Origin of the sequence: Streptomyces pseudogriseolus (genome assembly GCA_002154585.1) — a bacterium.
Classification (GTDB): Bacteria; Actinomycetota; Actinomycetes; order Streptomycetales; family Streptomycetaceae; genus Streptomyces; species Streptomyces pseudogriseolus.
Genome location: MUNG01000013.1, coordinates 1 through 16,607, shown reverse-complemented (window position 1 = coordinate 16,607; position 16,607 = coordinate 1). Strand labels below are relative to the sequence as shown.

Below are 16,607 nucleotides of genomic sequence, written 5' to 3'. Positions count from 1 at the left end.
TGGGCGCGGGGCAAAAGGGCCGCTACCGTCGCACACGTGGCGATGTTCCGACTTCAGAGCAGCAAGGTGCTCGCCGTCGACATGACCGGGGACGCCGTGAAGGCGAAGAACGGCTCCATGGTCGCGTACGACGGTCAGATGACCTTCAAGAAGCTCACGGGTGGCGGTGAGGGCCTGCGGGGGATGGTGACCCGGCGGCTCACGGGCGAGCAGATGACGCTGATGGAGGTGAAGGGACACGGCACCTGCTTCTTCGCCGACCGCGCCTCGGAGATCAACCTGGTGTCGCTGAACGGGGAGAAGCTGTACGTCGAGTCGAGCAACCTGCTGGCGACCGACGGCGGCCTGCGCACGGGCACCACGTTCACCGGCCTGCGCGGCGCCTCCCAGGGCAACGGGCTGTTCACGACCACGGTCGAGGGCCACGGCCAGGCCGCGATCATGTCGGACGGCCCCGCCGTGCTGCTGCGGGTCGGCCCGCAGTACCCGCTGACGGTCGACCCGGGCGCGTACGTGGCGCACCAGGGGAACCTGCGGCAGTCGTTCCAGTCCGGCGTGACCTTCCGCACGCTGCTGGGCGAGGGCGGCGGCGAGGCCTTCCAGATCCGCTTCGAGGGCGACGGCGTGGTCTACGTCCAGCCCAGTGAGCGCAACACGATCGCGGGGGACGTCTGACATGGGCTTCCGGGAGATGAACGCCAAGGTGGTCGAGGCGACCGTGGCGCCGGGGCAGCGGCTGTTCAGCCAGCGCGGCGCGATGCTCGCGTACCGGGGCGAGGTCAGCTTCACCCCGAACCTGCGCGGCGGCCAGGGCGGTGTGATGTCGATGATCGGCCGGCGCGTGGCGAACGAGGACACGCCCCTGATGACCGTCGAGGGCAGCGGCACGGTGCTGTTCGGGCACGGCGGCCACCACGTCCAGGTGATCCACCTCTCCGGGGACACCCTGTACGTCGAGGCGGACCGGCTGCTGGCCTTCGAGGGCACGCTGGAACAGGGCACGGTGTTCCTCGGCGCGCAGGGCGGGGTGATGGGCATGGTCCGGGGCCAGGTCTCCGGGCAGGGCCTGTTCACCACCACGCTCAAGGGGCACGGGGCGGTCGCCGTGATGGCCCACGGCGGGGTCGTCGAGCTGCCGATCACCCCGCAGCGCCCGGTGCACGTCGACCCGCAGGCGTACGTCGCCCACCACGGGGACGTGCGCAACAAGCTGTCGACGGCGCTCGGCTGGCGGGACATGGTGGGACGCGGCTCCGGCGAGGCCTTCCAGCTGGAGCTGAGCGGCAGCGGCGCGGTCTACGTCCAGGCCTCGGAGGAGAAGCTGTGAGCACGTACGGAACGCCGGGCGCCGGGGCCGCGGCCCTCGACCCCATGACGCTGCCGTCCGACGACAACGTCAACCCCTACACCTTCTGCGTGGAGCTCAAGGGCACCCAGTGGTTCATGCAGAAGGGGAAGATGATCGCCTACTACGGCGCCATCGACTTCAACGGGATCGGGCACGGGCGACTCGACCGGCTTGTCCGGACGTCGTTCCATTCGCCACTGCACGCGAGCGACTGGGTCGTGGCGGAGGGCTCGGGCAAGATGCTGCTCGCCGACCGGGCCTTCGATGTCAATTCGTACGACCTCGATGACGGCAATCTGACCATTCGCTCGGGCAACTTGCTCGCTTTTCAGCCAAGTCTGTCGCTGAAGCAATCGATCGTGCCAGGTTTCCTGACGCTGATCGGAACCGGAAAGTTCGTGGCGGCGTCCAACGGACCGGTGGTGTTCATGGAACCGCCGATCAGGGTCGACCCGCAGGCGCTGGTCGGCTGGGCGGACTGCCCGTCCCCGTGCCACCACTACGACCACGGTTACCTGACCGGCGTACTGGGCGGTCTACGTGCGATGACGGGCCTCGGCGGGGTCTCCGGCGAGGAGCACCAGTTCGAGTTCGTCGGCGCGGGCACGGTGCTGCTCCAGTCGTCCGAGGCGCTGATGGCGGAGCAGGCCACGGGGGCTCCCCCGCAGCAGCCCGGGGTACCCGGAGGGGGCGTGCCGGGCGGGTCCGGACCTGGCGCGGGCGGACCGCGCCTTCCCGGACAGCTGGGGGACCTCCAGCGTCGCTTCGGGCTGTGAGCGGTAGTGTGCGGGGTGTGACATCGAACGCCTGCACGCGATGTCACACGGAAGCCTTATTAGTTCGCCTTTCAACTTCCTTAGGTAGACTTCATTCATGGAGACCGAGACGGCCACCCGCTGGCTGACCAATGCGGAGCAGTGCGCCTGGCGCACCCACCTGGAGGTCAACAAGCTGCTGACCTACCAGCTCGAGAAGGATCTGCAGCCGTTCGGCCTGACAATGAACGACTACGAGATCCTGGTGAACCTGTCCGAGTCGGAGGACCGGCGGATGCGGATGAGCGACCTCGCCTCCGCCACGATGCAGTCCAAGAGCCGCCTCTCCCACCAGATCACCCGGATGGAGAACGCCCACCTGGTCCGCCGGGAGAACTGCGAGTCGGACCGCCGGGGACTGTACGCGGTCCTCACCGACCACGGCATGGAGACGATGCAGAAGGTCGCCCCGCACCATGTGGCGTCGGTGCGCCGGCACTTCATCGACCTGCTGTCCCCCGAGGCGCTGATCGAGCTCGACAAGGCCCTCAAGCCCATCGCGGAGCACCTGAGGGGGCAGCGGGGACGACTCTGACGTCCTCCCCTTCCTGACCTCTGCCGTCTAGGCCGAGGGCGTCCCCCGGTCCGCGCCGGCGAGCGGCAGGCGGAGTTCGAAGAGGGCTCCGCCCGCCGGCGCCGCGCCCGCGGTGAGCGTGCCGCCGTGGCGCACGGCGACGTCCCGCGCGATCGCCAGGCCCAGCCCCGCGCCGCCGTCGTCCCGGCTGCGCGCCGCGTCCAGCCGTACGAACCGCTCGAAGATCCGCTCGCGGTCGGCGCCGGCCACGCCCTCGCCGTCGTCGGCGACGCCCACCACGGCCTGGTCGCCCTCCCGGCGCACGGTCACCGTGATCCGCTCACGGGCGTGCCGCTGCGCGTTGTCCAGCAGGTTGGCGAGCACCCGCCCGAGCTGGCCGCGCGACCCGGAGACCTCCACGGCCTCCCCCTCCACCGTCACGCACTCGCGCCCCGCGGCCTCCTCGCGGGCCAGCGCGGCCAGGTCCACCCTGGTCCCGGCGGGCCGCTCCCCCGCGTCCAGCCGGGCGAGCAGCAGCAGATCGGCGGCCAGGTTCTGGAGCCGTACTGTGTCCTCCACGGCGCCGTCCAGGTCGAGCAGTTCGGGGTGGGCGGCCGCGACCTCGAGCTGGGTGCGCAGCGAGGCGATGGGGCTGCGCAGCTCGTGGGAGGCGTCGGCGACGAACCTGCGCTGACGCTCCACGGAGGACTCCAGGGCGGCGAGGGTGGCGTTGGTGGTGCGGGCCAGCCGGGCGATCTCGTCGTGCGTCGCCGGTTCGGGGACGCGGCGGCGGAGGTCCTCGGAAGCGGTGATCGCGGCCATCTCCCGGCGGATGCCCTCGACCGGGCGCAGGGCCCTGCCGGTCACCAGCCAGGTCACCGCGGCGACGACGCCGAGCAGCAGCGGGAAGCCGATGAGCATGGAGGTCAGCGCGGTGCCCACGGCGCTGTGCTCGGCGGCCAGCGGGGCGCCCGCGTGGACGGTGAGGCGGCCCCGGTCGGGGGTCTCCACCTCGACGGCGGCGAAGCGGTAGTCCTCGGTGTCGCCGTCGACGGTGGCGGTGCCGTTGGTGTAGCTCGCGCCCTGGGCGATCTCGCCGGGGTCGAGGGAGTCGTCGTCGCGGCCGTCGTCGTCCGAACGGCCGGAGCGGTCGTGCCTGTCATCACCGTCGTCACCGTCATCGCCGTCGTCGTCCCCGTCGGAGCGGGCCGGCGACGGGGTCACCTCGGCGATGCCCGTACCGCTGATCCGCTCCAGGTCCTCCGAGGCGGCGAGCAGGACGCCGTCCTCGTCGACGATCTGCACCGGGGTGTCCTCGGCGTCCAGCCCGGAGAGCTTGCCGAGGGGCGTACGGGCGGCCAGTTCGGAGGCGACGGCCTGTGCGGAGCGCTCGGCCCGGGTGCCCGCCTCGCCGGTGAGATTGGCGCGCAGGGACAGCAGGACGGCCGCGCCCGCCGCGACGAGGGCCACGGCGACGACGAGGGTGGCGCCGAGCGTCGCCCGGGAACGGACCGAGCCGAACAGCCGGCTCACGGCGCCGTCTCCAGCCGGTAACCGGCGCCGCGCACGGTGCGGATGAGGTCGGCGCGCAGTTTGCGGCGCAGGGCGCTGACGTACACCTCGACGATGTTCGGGTCGCCGTCGTAGGCGAAGTCCCAGACGTGCTCAAGGATGTCGGCCTTGGACACCACCTCGCCTGCCCGCAGCACCAGGTGTTCCAGCACCGAGAACTCCTTCGCCGTCAGCTCGGCCTCGTCCTCGCCGAGCCAGACCCGGCGGGCCGCGGTGTCCACCTTCAGGTCGCCGTGCACATGGACCGGGGACGCGCCCGCGGCCCGGCCCCGGCGCAGCAGCGCCTTCACCCGGGCGACGAGCACGACGTAGGAGAACGGCTTGGTCAGATAGTCGTCGGCGCCGGTGTCCAGCCCCTCGGCCTCGTCGTACTCGCCGTCCTTGGCGGTGAGCATCAGGATCGGCACGTCGTGCCCGGCGGCGCGCAGGGCGGCGCACACCCGGTAGCCGTTGAGGCCGGGCAGCATGATGTCGAGGATTACCAGGTCGTACGGCTCCGTGGTGGCCCGGTCCAGCCCGTCCCGGCCGTCGTGCACGACGTCGACGGCGTAGCCCTCGGCGGTGAGGCCCTTGGCGAGGGAGAGGGCGAGGCGCTTTTCGTCCTCGACGATCAGGAGTCGCATGGCACCCAGGGTCGCAAAGGGAAGCTGAAGATCACTTCAGGCTGCTTCAGCTTCGGCTCAGCGTCGGTGGGCGAGATTGAAGGTGTCGAAAGCCGACCCACTCGGGAGGAACCCACATGAAGCGCAACATCGTGATCGCCGTCGTCACGGCCGCGGCCCTCGTCGGGGGCGGCACGGCCACGGCCCTCGCGGTCTCGGGGGACGATGACGACGCCTCGACGTCGGTGACGCGGACGGACGACGACAGGGACGACGGCGACGACCGTTCCGACGACGACGGCGACGACCGTGCCGCCACGCCCGGGGACGTGACCGCCGCCGGCGCCATCGCCGCCGCGCTGAAGCACACGCCGGGTACGGCGGTGTCCGCCGAACGGGACGACGCCGTCTGGGAGGTGGACGTCCTCGGCACGGGCGACACCTGGCACAGCGTGCGCGTCGACCCGGACACCGGCAAGGTCCTGGGCTCCTCGGAGGACGACGAGGACGACGCCGCCGAGGTACGGGCCGCGCTGAAGGGGGCGTCGGTGACGGCCGAGGACGCGGCGAAGGCGGCTGCCGCGAAGGGGACCGTCGTCTCCGTCGACCTGGACGACGACGGTGACGACCGGGGCTGGGAGGCGGAGACGCGCGCCTCCGGCGGGGACGAACGGGACTGGAAGGTCGCCCTGACGACCGCTTCGGTCACGGCCGACCGCGACGACGACTGACCCTTCCCGACCCGGGGCTCCGCCCCGGACCCCGCTCCTCGAACGCCGGACGGGCTACTTGCAGCCCGTCCGGCGTTTGAGGACGAGGCCCGCCAGGGCCGAAGGGGGTCTGGGGGCGCAGCCCCCGGGGACGGGAAGGGAAGGGGCGGCGGGGGCGAGAACCCTGTGCTCAGGTGCCGGACGAGCCGCCCCGGGTCAGACCCGCCACCAGTTCGTCCGCCGCCCGGTAAGGGTCCAGCTCGCCCGCGACGATGCGTTCCGCCAACGCGTCCAGACGCCGGTCACCATGAAGGTCGCCGATACGCTCCCGCAGCGCGGTGACCGCGATCGTCTCGACCTCCCGCGCCGCCCGCGCCCCACGCCGCTCCGCGAGAACCCCCCGCTCCTCCATCCAGGCCCGGTGCTTCTCCAGCGCCTCGACGACCTCGTCGACGCCCTCGCTCCGCGCGGCGACCGTCTTGACGATCGGGGGACGCCAGTCGCCGGGCCCGCGGGACTCGCCCAGGCCCAGCATGTGGTTCAGCTCGCGGGCGGTCGCGTCGGCGCCGTCGCGGTCGGCCTTGTTGACGACGTAGACGTCGCCGATCTCCAGGATTCCGGCCTTGGCGGCCTGGATGCCGTCGCCCATGCCCGGCGCCAGCAGCACCACCGACGTGTCGGCCTGGGAGGCGATCTCCACCTCCGACTGGCCGACGCCCACCGTCTCCACCAGGATCACGTCGCAGCCGGCCGCGTCCAGGACGCGGATGGCCTGCGGGGCCGCCCACGCCAGGCCGCCGAGGTGGCCGCGCGTCGCCATCGAGCGGATGTAGACGCCCGGGTCGGAGGCGTGCTCCGACATGCGGACGCGGTCGCCGAGCAGGGCGCCCCCGGAGAACGGGGAGGACGGGTCGACGGCCAGGACGCCGACCCGCTTGCCCTGTTTGCGGTACGCGGTCACCAGCGCCGAGGTGGACGTCGACTTGCCGACGCCCGGGGAGCCGGTGAGGCCGACCACGTAGGCGTTGCCGGCGAGCGGCGCGAGGGCCGCCATGACCTCCCTGAGCTGCGGGGATGCCCCCTCCACCAGGGAGATCAGCCGGGCCACGGCCCGCGGCCGGCCTTCCCTGGCCTGGGCGACCAGCGTGGAGACGTCCTGCATCACAGCTCCGTTCACGACGTTCACCAGAGGAAAAACTGCAAAAGGCCGGCTCAGGCCCGGGGCACCCGCACGATCAGCGCGTCGCCCTGGCCGCCGCCGCCGCACAGGGCCGCGGCGCCGACGCCGCCGCCCCGCCGCTTCAGCTCCAGCGCCAGGTGCAGCACCAGCCGCGCGCCGGACATCCCGATCGGGTGGCCGAGGGCGATGGCGCCACCGTTGACGTTCACCTTTTCGGTGGAAACACCCAGGTCCTTCATTGACTGCACGGCGACTGCCGCGAAGGCCTCGTTGATCTCGATCAGGTCGAGGTCGGACACCTCCAGGCTCTCCTTCTTGAGGGCGTGCAGGATGGCGTTCGACGGCTGCGACTGGAGCGAGTTGTCGGGGCCGGCCACGTTGCCGTGGGCGCCGATCTCGGCGATCCACTCCAGGCCCAGCTCCTGCGCCTTGGCCTTGCTCATCACGACCACGGCCGCGGCGCCGTCGGAGATCTGCGAGGAGGTGCCCGCGGTGATCGTGCCGTCCTTGGCGAAGGCCGGGCGCAGCTTGCCGAGGGACTCGGCCGTGGTGTCGCCGCGGATGCCCTCGTCCTTGCTGAAGAGCACCGGGTCGCCCTTGCGCTGCGGGATCTCGACCGGGGTGATCTCGGCCTCGAAGACGCCGTTCTTCTGCGCGGCGGCGGCCCGCTGGTGGGACAGGGCGGCGATCTCGTCCTGCTCGGCGCGGCCGATGCCGAGGCGGGTGTTGTGCTTCTCCGTGGACTCGCCCATGGCGATGCCCTCGAAGGAGTCGGTCAGACCGTCGTGGGCCATCGCGTCGAGCATCTGCACCGCGCCGTACTTGTAGCCCTCGCGGGACTTCGGCAGCAGGTGGGGGGCGTTGGTCATGGACTCCTGGCCGCCGGCGACGACCACGTCGAACTCGCCCGCGCGGATGAGCTGGTCGGCCAGCGCGATGGCGTCGAGGCCGGAGAGGCACACCTTGTTGATCGTGAGCGCCGGGACGCTCATCGGGATGCCGGCCTTGACGGCGGCCTGGCGCGCCGGGATCTGCCCCGCCCCGGCCTGGAGCACCTGCCCCATGATCACGTACTGGACCTGGTCGCCGCCGATCCCCGCACGGTCGAGGGCGGCCTTGATCGCGAAGCCGCCGAGGTCGGCTCCGGAGAACGACTTCAGCGAACCGAGCAGCCGACCCATCGGGGTGCGGGCGCCCGCGACGATGACGGACGTCGTGCCGTTCGTTGCGGATGATGCAGAAGATGCAGAAGTCATGAGCTGCGGTCCCCTTCCGGCTGCACAGCCGAGGAGTGAACGAGGGTTTACTTCGAATGTACTGACGCGCAGGTGATCGCGTCATCGGCCTTTCGGTGTGATCGCGCGCACGTTGCGTAACCGTCGCGGGGGCGCTGCACTGATTCCATGCTGACGCGAATCGACCACATCGGGATCGCCTGCTTCGACCTCGACAAGACGGTGGAGTTCTACCGCTCCACCTACGGCTTCGAGGTGTTCCACTCGGAGGTCAACGAGGAGCAGGGCGTGCGCGAGGCCATGCTCAAGATCAACGAGACGTCCGACGGCGGGGCCTCCTACCTGCAGCTCCTCGAGCCGATCCGTGAGGACTCCACCGTCGCCAAGTGGCTCGCGAAGAACGGCGAGGGGGTCCACCACATCGCCTTCGGTACGGCGGACGTCGACGCGGAGGCGGCGGACATCAAGGAGAAGGGCGTACGCGTTCTGTACGAAGAGCCCCGGCGCGGTTCCATGGGGTCACGGATCACCTTCCTGCACCCCAAGGACTGCCACGGCGTACTGACAGAACTGGTCACTTCCGCGCCCGTTGAGTCGTCCGAGCACTGACCCACGTACATAAGGGCCGGTAGGGTTGGGTCTGGTCGCCGCTCGAAGCGTGGTGACCGAGTCCCGTCGTGTTCGGCGACGGGATCGCCGGGGCCGGGTGGCGGGGGGCGAGCGCGGGGCGGCAGCCCAAGCTCCGCCGATGATCTGACACCATTCCCCGGGGGCGCCGTTCGGGATGGACGGGGCTCGGCCAGACTTGCGACCAGGGGACGGATGGGACCGCGCAGTGCGGGGCTACGAGAGCCAGGAGCGAGAGCCGGCGGCTGACGTCGACCACCTCTCTCGGTTCGAAGCCGAGATGAAGCGGCTGAAGACCGAGCGGGAAAAGGCGATCCAGCACGCCGAGGACCTCGGCTACCAGGTCGAGGTGCTGCGCGCCAAGCTGCACGAGGCGCGGCGCACCATCATGTCCCGGCCCGCCTACGACGGCGGCGACATCGGCTACCAGGCCGAGCAGTTGCTGCGCAACGCGCAGATGCAGGCCGACCAGCTCCGCGCGGACGCCGAGCGGGAGCTGAGCCAGGCCCGCGCCCAGACCCAGCGCATCCTCCAGGAGCACGCCGAGCAGGCCGCCCGCCTCCAGGCGGAGCTGCACCAGGAGGCGGTGACCCGGCGCCAGCAGCTCGACCAGGAGCTGGCGGAGCGCCGCCAGACCGTCGAGAGCCACGTCAACGAGAACGTGGCGTGGGCGGAGCAGCTGCGGGCCCGCACCGAGGAGCAGGCCCGCCGGCTGCTGGAGGAGACCCGCGCCGAGCGCGAACAGGCCCTGGCCGCCGCGCGCGAGGAGGCCGAGCGGCTGACCGCCGAGGCCCGCCGCCGGCTCCAGAGCGAGGCGGAGGCGGCCCGCGGCGAGGCCGAGCAGCTGCTGCGCCGCGCCCGCGCCGACGCCGAGCGGCTGCTCAACGCCGCGTCCACGCAGGCCCAGGAGGCCACCGAGCACGCCGAGCAGCTGCGCACCTCCACGGCCAGCGAGTCGGAGGACGCGCGCCGCCGGGCGCAGGAGATGAGCCGGGTCGCCGAGGAGCGGATGACCGAGGCGGAGAGCGCGCTGCGCGAGGCGCGTTCCGAGGCCGAGAAGGTGCTCGCCGAGGCGAAGGAGGCCGCCGCCAAGGCGCTGGCGTCCGCCGAGGCCGCCAACGAGACGCGCACGCGCACCGCCAAGGAGCAGGTGGCGCGGCTGGTCGGCGAGGCGACCAAGGAGGCGGAGGCCACCAAGGCGGACGCCGAGCAGCTGGTCGCCGACGCCCGCGCCGAGGCGGAGAAGATCGTCGCGGAGGCCGCGGAGAAGGCCCGTACGCTCACCGCGGAGGAGTCCGCCACCCAGCTGTCGAAGGCGGCCAAGACCGCCGAGGACGTGCTCAACAAGGCGTCCGAGGAGGCGAAGCGGACCACCAGGGCCGCCGCCGAGGAGGCCGAGCGGATCCGCCGCGAGGCCGAGGCGGAGGCGGACCGGCTGCGCGCCGAGGCGCACGACATCGCCGAGCAGCTCAAGGGCGCGGCGAAGGACGACACCAAGGAGTACCGCGCCAAGACGGTCGAGCTCCAGGAGGAGGCGCGCCGGCTGCGCGGCGAGGCCGAGCAGCTGCGCGCCGACGCGGTCGCCGAGGGCGAGAAGATCCGTGCGGAGGCCCGCAAGGAGGCCGTGGCGCAGATCGAGGAGGCGGCCAGGTCCGCCGAGGAGCTGCTCGCCAAGGCCAAGGCGGACGCGGACGAACTGCGGTCCACCGCGCAGACGGACAGCGAGAAGGTCCGCACCGAGGCCATCGAGCGCGCCACGACGCTGCGCCGGCAGGCCGAGGAGACCCTGGAGCGCACCCGCAAGGAGGCCGAGCGGCACCGCGCGGAGGCCGTGGAGCAGGCGGACGCGCTCAAGGAGGACGCCGAGCGGGCCGCGCGCGAGCTGCGCGAGGAGACCGAGCGGGCCGTCGAGGCGCGCCGCGAGGAGGCGGCCGGCGAGCTGACCCGGCTGCACACCGAGGCCGAGGAGCGGCTCGCCTCCGCCGAGCGGGCGCTGAGCGAGGCGCGCGAGGAGGCCGCCCGGATCCGCCGTGAGGCGACCGAGGAGGCCGAGCGGCTGCGCACCGAGGCCGCCGAGCGGATCCGTACGCTCCAGCAGCAGGCCGAGCAGGAGGCCGAGCGGCTGCGGGACGAGGCCGCCGCGGACGCGTCGGCGTCCCGGGCCGAGGGCGAGGCCGTCGCCGTGCGGCTGCGGTCGGAGGCCGCGGCCGAGGCGGAGCGGCTCAAGTCGGAGGCGCAGGACAGCGCGGACCGGATGCGCGCGGAGGCCCAGGCGGCCGCCGAGCGGATCGGCACGGAGGCGTCCGAGACGCTGGCGGCGGCGCAGGAGGAGGCGGCCCGGCGTCGCCGGGAGGCGGAGGAACTCCTCGGCGCGGCCCGGGAGGAGGCCGACGAGGAACGCCGGCGGGCCCGCGAGCAGAGCGAGGAGCTGCTGGCGGCGGCGCGCACCCGGGTGGACGAGGCGCAGGCCGAGGCGGTGCGGCTGGTCGAGGAGGCGGACCGGCGCGCCACGGAGATGGTGTCGGCGGCCGAGCAGCACGCGCAGCAGGTGCGGGACTCGGTGGCGGGGCTGCACGAGCAGGCGCAGGAGGAGATCACCGGGCTGCGCAGCGCCGCCGAGCACGCGGCGGAGCGCACGCGCCGCGAGGCCGAGGAGGAGGCGGACCGGGTCCGCACCGACGCCTACGCGGAGCGGGAGCGGGCGAGCGAGGACGCGGGCCGGCTGCGGCGCGAGGCGCGGGAGGAGGCCGAGGAGGCCAAGTCCCTCGCGGAGCGCACGGTTTCGGAGGCGATCACGGAGGCGGACCGGATCCGCGCCGAGGTCTCCGAGCACGCGCAGCGGCTGCGCACGGAGGCGTCCGACACGGTCGCCGAGGCCGAGCAGACCGCCGCGCGCACCCGGGCGGAGGCCCGTGAGGACGCCAACCGGATCCGTTCGGACGCGGCGACGCAGGCGGACACGCTCATCACCGAGGCGCGCAGCGAGGCGGAGCGGCTCACCGACGAGACGATCGCCGAGGCCGAGCGGGTGCGTTCGGAGTCGGTCGCCAAGGCGGAGAAGCTGATCGCGGACGCCACCGGCGACGCGGAGCGGCTGCGCGCCGAGGCCGCGGAGACGGTCGGGTCGGCGCAGCAGCACGCGGAGCGGCTGCGGCACGAGGCCGAGCGGGTCAAGGCGGACGCGGAGTCGGAGGCGGAGCGCCTCACGTCCTCCGCGCGCGAGGAGGCCGAGCGGACGCTGGACGAGGCCCGCAAGGAGGCCAACAAGCGGCGTTCGGAGGCGGCCGAGCAGGTCGACACCCTGATCACGGAGACCACCGCCGAGGCGGACAAGCTGCTCACCGAGGCGCAGCAGCAGGCGCTGAAGACCACGGCGGACGCCGAGTCGCAGGCGGACACCATGGTGGGCGCGGCCCGCAGCGAGGCCGAGCGGCTGGTGTCCGAGGCGCGGGTCGAGGGCAACTCCCTGGTGGAGAAGGCCCGTACGGACGCCGACGAGCTGCTGGTCGGGGCGCGCCGCGACGCGACACAGATCCGGGAGCGCGCGGAGGAGCTGCGCGACCGGATCACGCGCGAGATCGAGGAGCTGCACGAGCGGGCCCGGCGCGAGGCGGCGGAGACCATGAAGTCGGCCGGCGACCGCTGCGACGCGCTGATCAAGGCCGCGGAGGAGCAGCTGGCGAAGGCGGAGGCCAAGGCGAAGGAGATCGTCTCCGAGGCCAACTCCGAGGCGGGCAAGGTGCGCATCGCCGCCGTGAAGAAGGCCGAGGGTCTTCTGAAGGAGGCGGAGCAGAAGAAGGCCACGCTCGTGAAGGAGGCCGAGGAGCTGAAGGCCGAGGCGGTGCGCGAGGCACGGCGCACCGTCGAGGAGGGCAAGCGCGAGCTGGAGGTCCTCGTCCGGCGCCGTGAGGACATCAACGCGGAGATCTCGCGCGTCCAGGACGTCCTGGAGGCCCTGGAGTCCTTCGAAGCCCCTGGGGGCGGCAAGGACAACGGCGTCAAGGCGGGGGCCGCGGCGGGTGCTACCCGTACGGGTGGCAAGTCAGCCGATAGCTAGCAAACCGGGCGAATTCCCTTGTACGGTGAGGGCTTTGACCATGGCTTTGGCAAGGCTTCCGGCGGCGAGCCACTCAAAAGGGGTGTCATCTTCCGTATCAAACGTGCATCCGCTCGATGACACAGCGCTTCGGCCCCTAGGATTCCACCTATCACCTCACCGGTCTCATTCGACAGGAACCCCATGAGCGACACTTCCCCCTACGGCTTCGAGCTTGTGCGGCGTGGGTACGACCGCGCTCAGGTGGACGAACGTATCTCCAAGCTCGTCTCCGACCGTGACAGCGCTCTCGCCCGCATCACCGCTCTGGAAAAGCGCATCGAAGAGCTCCACCTCGAGACGCAGAACGCCCAGGCCCAGATCAACGACGCCGAGCCGTCGTACGCGGGTCTCGGCGCGCGCGTGGAGAAGATCCTCCGTCTCGCCGAGGAGGAGGCCAAGGACCTGCGCGAGGAGGCCCGGCGCGCCGCGGAGCAGCACCGCGAGCTCGCCGAGTCGGCCGCCCAGCAGGTGCGCAACGACGCCGAGGCGTACGCCGCCGACCGCAAGGCGAAGGCGGAGGACGAGGGCGTCCGGATCGTCGAGAAGGCCCAGGGCGAGGCCGCCCAGCTGCGCTCCGACGCGCAGAAGGACGCCCAGTCCAAGCGCGAGGAGGCGGACGCCCTCTTCGAGGAGACCCGCGCCAAGGCCGCGCAGGCCGCCGCGGACTTCGAGACGAACCTGGCGAAGCGCCGCGAGCAGTCCGAGCGCGACCTGGCCTCGCGTCAGGCGAAGGCCGAGAAGCGTCTCGCGGAGATCGAGCACCGTGCGGAGCAGCTCCGCCTGGAGGCCGAGAAGCTGCGCACCGACGCCGAGCGCCGCGCCCGCCAGACGGTGGAGACCGCGCAGCGCCAGGCCGAGGACATCGTGGCGGACGCCAACGCCAAGGCCGACCGGATCCGTTCGGAGTCCGAGCGCGAGCTGGCCGCGCTGACCAACCGCCGCGACTCGATCAACGCCCAGCTGACCAACGTCCGCGAGATGCTGGCGACCCTCACGGGTGCCGCGGTCGCCGCCACCGGCGCGCCCGCCACCGAGGACGAGCCCGTCTCCCGCGGCGTCCCGGCCCAGCAGTCCCGGTAACCCCACCGGCCGACCGGACCACGGCGAAGCCCTCTGCCACTGCGGTGGCAGAGGGCTTCGCCCCGTTCTAGCGTGGCCGCATGATCGAGCTGGAGGGGCTGACCAAGCGGTACGGCGAGAAGGTGGCGGTCGACCGGCTGACGTGCACCGTCAGGCCGGGCATCGTCACGGGCTTCCTCGGCCCGAACGGCGCCGGCAAGTCGACCACCATGCGCATGATCCTGGGGCTCGACCACCCCACGGCCGGGGACGTGCGGATCGACGGCATGCACTACGACCAGCTGAAGGACCCGCTGACCTACATCGGCGCCCTGCTGGAGGCGAAGGGCGTGCACCCGGGGCGCAGCGCCTACAACCATCTGCTGTGGCTCGCGCAGAGCAACGGCGTCCCCGACCGGCGGGTGCGCGAGGTGCTGGAGACGGTCGGTCTGACGGCGGTGGCCCGCAAGAAGGCCAAGGGGTTCTCCATGGGCATGGGGCAGCGGCTCGGCATCGCCGCCGCGCTGCTCGGCGACCCGCAGATCCTGATGTTCGACGAGCCGGTGAACGGCCTCGACCCCGAGGGCATCCACTGGATCCGCACGCTGATGAAGTCGCTGGCCGAGCAGGGCCGCACGGTGTTCGTCTCCTCCCACCTGATGAGCGAGATGGCCCTGACGGCGGACCACCTCGTCGTCATCGGGCAGGGCCGGCTGCTCGCCGACACCTCGATGGCTCAGTTCATCGAGCGCAACTCCCGTTCGTACGTCCGGGTGCGCACCCCGCAGCGGGAGGCGCTGCTCGACGCGCTGCACCGGGCCGGCGTCACCGTCGTGGACGGCGCGGACGGGACGCTGGAGGTGGACGGGACGCCCGCCGAGAAGATCGGCGAGCTGGCCGCCCGCGACGGCGTGGTGCTGCACGAACTGAGCCCGCAGCAGGCGTCCCTGGAGGAGGCGTTCATGCAGTTGACGGCGGAGTCGGTGGAGTACCACGCCCACCCCGGCACCGGCGCGCCCCTGCCCTCGCAGCAGCAGTGGGGCGAGAGCTGGAGGAAGGGCTGAGCATGGCGACGGCACAGGTCGTACGGTCGGAGTGGACCAAGATCCGGTCGGTGGCGTCCACGGTGTGGACGCTGTCCAGCGCGGTGGTCGTCACCATCGCCCTCGGCATGCTGATCTCGGCGTTGTCGAGGAGCGAGTTCGACAACCTGGACCGGCGGGAGCAGCTCTCCTTCGACCCGACGTTCATCAGCTTCGCCGGGACCAGCCTGGGCCAGCTCGCGATGATCGTGTTCGGGGTGCTGGTGGTGTCGAACGAGTACAGCACCGGAATGATCCGCGCCTCGCTGGCGGCCGTGCCCCGGCGCGGGGTCTTCCTGTTCAGCAAGCTCGCCGTGGCCACCGTGCTGGCGTTCGTGGTCGGCATGGCCACCAGCTTCGCCACGTTCTTCCTCGGCCAGCTGATGCTCGGCGACCTCGGCACGTCCCTTTCCGACGACGGGGTGCTGCGCGCGGTCATCGGCGGCGGGCTCTACATGACGCTGATCGCGCTGTTCTCGATGGGCGTGGCCACGATGCTGCGCTCGCCCATGCTGTCGCTGGGCATCCTGATGCCGTTCTTCTTCCTGATCTCCAACATCCTCGGGAACGTCGACGCCACGAAGAAGGTCGGCCAGTTCCTGCCCGACCAGGCCGGCAGCCGGATCATGCAGGTGGTCACCCCGCTGGACGACGACACCCCGTACGGCCCGTGGGGCGGCCTGGGCATCATGGCGCTGTGGGTGATCGCGGCGGTCGCGGGCGGCTACGTACTGCTCCGACGGCGTGACGCGCAGTGAACGACCGGACGGGACCGGTTCCGGTCCGCCCCTGACGCACCCTTGAGCGGAACCGTCAGCGCCCCGATAAGCTCCTAACCCTTACGGGGGGCGTGTGCCCCGCTGTCCTGAACCTTTCGATGGGTGCGGAGCATGATCGAGGCAAGCGGCCTGACCAAGCGGTACGGCGACAAGACCGCTGTGTACAACCTTTCCTTCCAGGTGCGTCCCGGCACCGTCACCGGCTTCCTGGGCCCCAACGGCTCGGGCAAGTCGACGACGATGCGGATGATCCTCGGTCTGGACAACCCCACCGCGGGCCGGGTCACGATCTGCGGCCACCCGTACGACAAGCTGCCCAACGCTCCCCGCCAGGTCGGCGCGCTGCTGGACGCCAAGGCGGTGCACGGCGGCCGGTCCGCCCGCAACCACCTGCTCAGCCTCGCCCAGCTGTCGGGCATCCCGGCCCGCCGGGTGGACGAGGTGCTGGGCGTGGTGGGTCTGCACGAGGTGGCGGGCCGGCGGTCCAAGGGCTTCTCCCTCGGCATGGGGCAGCGCCTGGGCATCGCCGCCGCGCTGCTGGGCGACCCGCAGGTGCTGCTGTTCGACGAGCCGGTCAACGGCCTCGACCCCGAGGGCATCCTCTGGGTGCGCAACCTGATGAAGTCGCTGGCCGCCGAGGGCCGCACGGTGTTCGTCTCCTCCCACCTGATGAGCGAGATGGCGCTGACCGCCGACCACCTCATCGTGATCGGCCGCGGGCAGCTCATGGCGGACATGAGCGTGCGGGAGTTCATCTCCGCGAACTCCGCCGACTTCGCCCGGGTGCGCACGCCCGACACCGAGCCGCAGCAGCGCGAGAAGCTCTCGGCGGCGATCACCGAGGCCGGCGGCCATGTGCTGCCCGAGCAGGACGGCGCGCTGCGGGTGACGGGACTGCCGCTGCCCCGGATCAGCGACATCGCCCACGACCACGACGTACGGCTGTGGGAGCTGTCTCCGCACCAGGCGTCCCTGGAGGAGGCGT

The 16,607-nt window shown here is 72.0% G+C and carries 15 protein-coding genes; 11 read left to right on the top strand and 4 right to left on the bottom strand.

Going from position 1 to position 16,607, the window contains the following annotated elements; all coding sequences use genetic code 11:
• Window positions 1–42 precede the first annotated feature (42 nt).
• The 4 genes from CCN29_RS01720 to CCN29_RS01705 all read left to right on the top strand — a co-directional run bounded on the left by CCN29_RS01720 (window position 43) and on the right by CCN29_RS01705 (window position 2,698).
• Window positions 43–675: an AIM24 family protein gene (locus tag CCN29_RS01720; protein ID WP_031023173.1), complete on the top strand. Its 633-nt coding sequence runs from the start codon at window positions 43–45 to the stop codon at window positions 673–675.
• Between the two features lies 1 nt (window position 676).
• Entirely contained in the window at window positions 677–1,327 is a 651-nt protein-coding gene (locus tag CCN29_RS01715; protein ID WP_031023174.1) for an AIM24 family protein, read from the top strand.
• Window positions 1,324–2,124 (top strand): AIM24 family protein, encoded by an 801-nt coding sequence (locus CCN29_RS01710; protein ID WP_031023176.1) that lies wholly within the window; start codon window positions 1,324–1,326, stop codon window positions 2,122–2,124. Before CCN29_RS01715 ends, CCN29_RS01710 begins: the two co-directional genes overlap by 4 nt.
• A 97-nt stretch (window positions 2,125–2,221) precedes the next feature.
• Window positions 2,222–2,698, top strand: a complete 477-nt coding sequence (locus CCN29_RS01705) for a MarR family winged helix-turn-helix transcriptional regulator (protein ID WP_006130189.1) — start codon at window positions 2,222–2,224, stop codon at window positions 2,696–2,698.
• A 27-nt stretch (window positions 2,699–2,725) separates the two neighbouring features.
• On the opposite strand, the gene CCN29_RS01700 is transcribed toward CCN29_RS01705, so the two are convergent.
• A complete protein-coding gene (locus tag CCN29_RS01700; RefSeq protein WP_006130188.1) occupies window positions 2,726–4,210 on the bottom strand; it encodes a sensor histidine kinase in 1,485 nt (494 codons plus the stop codon).
• Window positions 4,207–4,872, bottom strand: a complete 666-nt coding sequence (locus CCN29_RS01695; protein WP_006130187.1) for a response regulator transcription factor — start codon at window positions 4,870–4,872, stop codon at window positions 4,207–4,209. Before CCN29_RS01695 ends, CCN29_RS01700 begins: the two co-directional genes overlap by 4 nt.
• Window positions 4,873–4,988: 116 nt before the next feature.
• Here CCN29_RS01695 and CCN29_RS01690 point away from each other — a divergent pair, with 116 nt between their 5' ends.
• The gene (locus CCN29_RS01690; protein ID WP_006130186.1) at window positions 4,989–5,582 is read left to right on the top strand and encodes a PepSY domain-containing protein; all 594 of its coding nucleotides are present in this window, start codon (window positions 4,989–4,991) and stop codon (window positions 5,580–5,582) included.
• A 169-nt stretch (window positions 5,583–5,751) separates the two neighbouring features.
• On the opposite strand, the gene meaB is transcribed toward CCN29_RS01690, so the two are convergent.
• The gene (gene meaB / locus CCN29_RS01685) at window positions 5,752–6,723 is read right to left on the bottom strand and encodes a methylmalonyl Co-A mutase-associated GTPase MeaB (RefSeq protein ID WP_086679726.1); all 972 of its coding nucleotides are present in this window, start codon (window positions 6,721–6,723) and stop codon (window positions 5,752–5,754) included.
• Window positions 6,724–6,773: 50 nt separating this feature from the next.
• Entirely contained in the window at window positions 6,774–7,997 is a 1,224-nt protein-coding gene (locus CCN29_RS01680) for an acetyl-CoA C-acetyltransferase (RefSeq protein WP_086679724.1), read from the bottom strand.
• A gap of 147 nt (window positions 7,998–8,144) precedes the next feature.
• On the opposite strand from CCN29_RS01680, the gene mce reads away from it, so the two are divergent.
• The 6 genes from mce to CCN29_RS01650 all read left to right on the top strand — a co-directional run.
• The gene (mce, locus tag CCN29_RS01675) at window positions 8,145–8,585 is read left to right on the top strand and encodes a methylmalonyl-CoA epimerase (protein ID WP_006130183.1); all 441 of its coding nucleotides are present in this window, start codon (window positions 8,145–8,147) and stop codon (window positions 8,583–8,585) included.
• 226 nt (window positions 8,586–8,811) lie between these two features.
• Window positions 8,812–12,660 (top strand): polarized growth protein Scy, encoded by a 3,849-nt coding sequence (gene scy, locus CCN29_RS01670; RefSeq protein ID WP_006130182.1) that lies wholly within the window; start codon window positions 8,812–8,814, stop codon window positions 12,658–12,660.
• A gap of 183 nt (window positions 12,661–12,843) precedes the next feature.
• Window positions 12,844–13,782, top strand: coding sequence for a coiled-coil domain-containing protein (locus CCN29_RS01665; RefSeq protein ID WP_086679722.1), 939 nt, complete (start codon window positions 12,844–12,846; stop codon window positions 13,780–13,782).
• An 80-nt stretch (window positions 13,783–13,862) separates the two neighbouring features.
• Window positions 13,863–14,825 carry an ABC transporter ATP-binding protein gene (locus CCN29_RS01660; RefSeq protein WP_006130180.1) on the top strand — a complete coding sequence of 321 codons (963 nt, stop codon included), beginning with the start codon at window positions 13,863–13,865 and terminating at the stop codon, window positions 14,823–14,825.
• 2 nt (window positions 14,826–14,827) lie between these two features.
• Window positions 14,828–15,601 carry an ABC transporter permease gene (locus CCN29_RS01655; RefSeq protein ID WP_031023182.1) on the top strand — a complete coding sequence of 258 codons (774 nt, stop codon included), beginning with the start codon at window positions 14,828–14,830 and terminating at the stop codon, window positions 15,599–15,601.
• Window positions 15,602–15,733: 132 nt separating this feature from the next.
• Window positions 15,734–16,607 (top strand): ABC transporter ATP-binding protein (locus CCN29_RS01650; protein ID WP_086679719.1); only part of this gene is annotated, 874 nt, incomplete at its 3' end.

Coding starts and splice junctions, on each gene's coding strand:
- CCN29_RS01720 (WP_031023173.1), top strand. CDS start 43: ATGTTCCGACTTCAGAGCAGCAAGGTGCTCGCCGTCGACATGACCGGG.
- CCN29_RS01715 (WP_031023174.1), top strand. CDS start 677: ATGGGCTTCCGGGAGATGAACGCCAAGGTGGTCGAGGCGACCGTGGCG.
- CCN29_RS01705 (WP_006130189.1), top strand. CDS start 2,222: ATGGAGACCGAGACGGCCACCCGCTGGCTGACCAATGCGGAGCAGTGC.
- CCN29_RS01695 (WP_006130187.1), bottom strand. CDS start 4,872: ATGCGACTCCTGATCGTCGAGGACGAAAAGCGCCTCGCCCTCTCCCTC.
- CCN29_RS01690 (WP_006130186.1), top strand. CDS start 4,989: ATGAAGCGCAACATCGTGATCGCCGTCGTCACGGCCGCGGCCCTCGTC.
- meaB (WP_086679726.1), bottom strand. CDS start 6,723: ATGCAGGACGTCTCCACGCTGGTCGCCCAGGCCAGGGAAGGCCGGCCG.
- CCN29_RS01680 (WP_086679724.1), bottom strand. CDS start 7,997: ATGACTTCTGCATCTTCTGCATCATCCGCAACGAACGGCACGACGTCC.
- mce (WP_006130183.1), top strand. CDS start 8,145: ATGCTGACGCGAATCGACCACATCGGGATCGCCTGCTTCGACCTCGAC.
- CCN29_RS01665 (WP_086679722.1), top strand. CDS start 12,844: ATGAGCGACACTTCCCCCTACGGCTTCGAGCTTGTGCGGCGTGGGTAC.
- CCN29_RS01660 (WP_006130180.1), top strand. CDS start 13,863: ATGATCGAGCTGGAGGGGCTGACCAAGCGGTACGGCGAGAAGGTGGCG.
- CCN29_RS01655 (WP_031023182.1), top strand. CDS start 14,828: ATGGCGACGGCACAGGTCGTACGGTCGGAGTGGACCAAGATCCGGTCG.